The following is a 1,622-nucleotide window of genomic DNA, read 5'->3' on the forward strand; positions in this document are numbered from 1 at the left end:
TCGTAGCGCAAATCAACGAAGTCGCGGCTGTCGCCATCGACGTAGGGGACTTCTTCACCGCCCCCAGCGTGGCCGAGCTCGCCACGATCGTCGACGGCGCGCAGGACCTTCGGGAACACCTTCCCCTCGTCTCGAGGAAACGCGAGAGACCGCTTCCGTTGTCGCTGGCTCAGCAGCGAATGTGGTTCATCAACCAGTACGACACCACCTCACCCGCCTACAACATCCCACTCGCCGTCCGACTCCGCGGCCCCCTCGACACCACCGCACTCACCGACGCCCTCACCGACGTCATCACCCGACACGAAACACTGCGCACCCACTACCCCGACTCCGACGACGGCCCACACCAGGTAGTGCACGACCCATCCCCACTCGAACCGATCGGCACCGTCATCGACGAGAACGAACTCGGCGAGCAACTCGCTCGGTTCGTCACCGCAGGATTCGACGTGGCTGCCGAGATCCCCCTGCGCGTTGCTCTGTTCGAAATCGGATCGACAGACCATGTCCTGGCACTCGTCGTGCACCACATCTGCGCAGACGGATCCTCGCTGATGCCACTCGCGCACGATCTGATGACCGCCTACGAGGCCCGGGTATCGGGCAGGGCTCCCACCTGGACGCCCCTTCCGGTGCAGTACGGCGACTACACCCTCTGGCAACGCGAAACACTCGGCTCCGAAGACGACCCCGAATCCATCATCTCCCAACAAATCCGCTACTGGACCCACACCCTCACCAACCTCCCCGAAGTCCTCGAACTACCCACCGACCACCCCCGCCCCCCACAACAAACCCTCCACGGCGCCGCCATCGACTTCACCATCGACAACGACACCCACCACGCACTCACCGAACTAGCGCACCGAGAACACACCACCGTCTTCATGGTCTGCCACGCCGCACTGACCATCCTCCTCGCCCGACTCACCAACACCACCGACATCACCATCGGCACCCCCATCGCCGGACGCACCCACCCCCACCTCGACAACCTCATCGGCATGTTCGTCGGCACCCTCGTCCTCCGCAACACCGTCGCCCCCACACACACATTCACCGACCTCCTCCACCACATCCGCGACACCGACATCGCCGCCTTCGCCCACGCCGACCTCCCCTTCGAACGACTCGTCGAACTACTCAACCCACCCCGCTCCACCGCCCACGCACCCCTCACCCAGGTGATGCTCGCGTTCCAGAACACCGCCCCCGTCGCTCTCGAATTGCCCTCCCTCACGACCGAATGCGTCGACGCAGGGCTTGAACAGGCAAAGTTCGACCTGACGCTGATGTTGGACGAATCGGTGGACGCGGGCATCGCCGGCCACCTCGTCTACGCGACCGATCTCTTCGACGAGCCGACAGCGCGCGCATTCGCCGACCGGTACCTCCGCCTACTCGACACCGTCGTTCGTGAACCGTCGGTGACCGTGGGGGAGATCGATGTTCTCGACGGTGCGGATCGCGTGCTGGTTCCCGGTCGTGGTCCACAGGGGGAGCCGCCGGTGCTGCTTCCGGACATGCTGACCACGGCAGCGGCCATCGATCCGTCGGCTCCGGCCCTGTTCTGCGACAACAGGGAACTGTCGTACCGGGAACTCGACGACCAGTCCAAT

Annotated in this window: 1 protein-coding gene; it reads left to right on the plus strand. The window is 64.5% G+C overall.

The window, feature by feature from the left end; translation table 11 throughout:
- Positions 1-1,622 (plus strand): condensation domain-containing protein (locus RJ1_RS44845; RefSeq protein WP_255284979.1); only part of this gene is annotated, 1,622 nt, incomplete at both ends.

This window comes from Rhodococcus jostii NBRC 16295 (assembly GCF_001894825.1).
GTDB lineage: Bacteria > Actinomycetota > Actinomycetes > Mycobacteriales > Mycobacteriaceae > Rhodococcus_F > Rhodococcus_F jostii.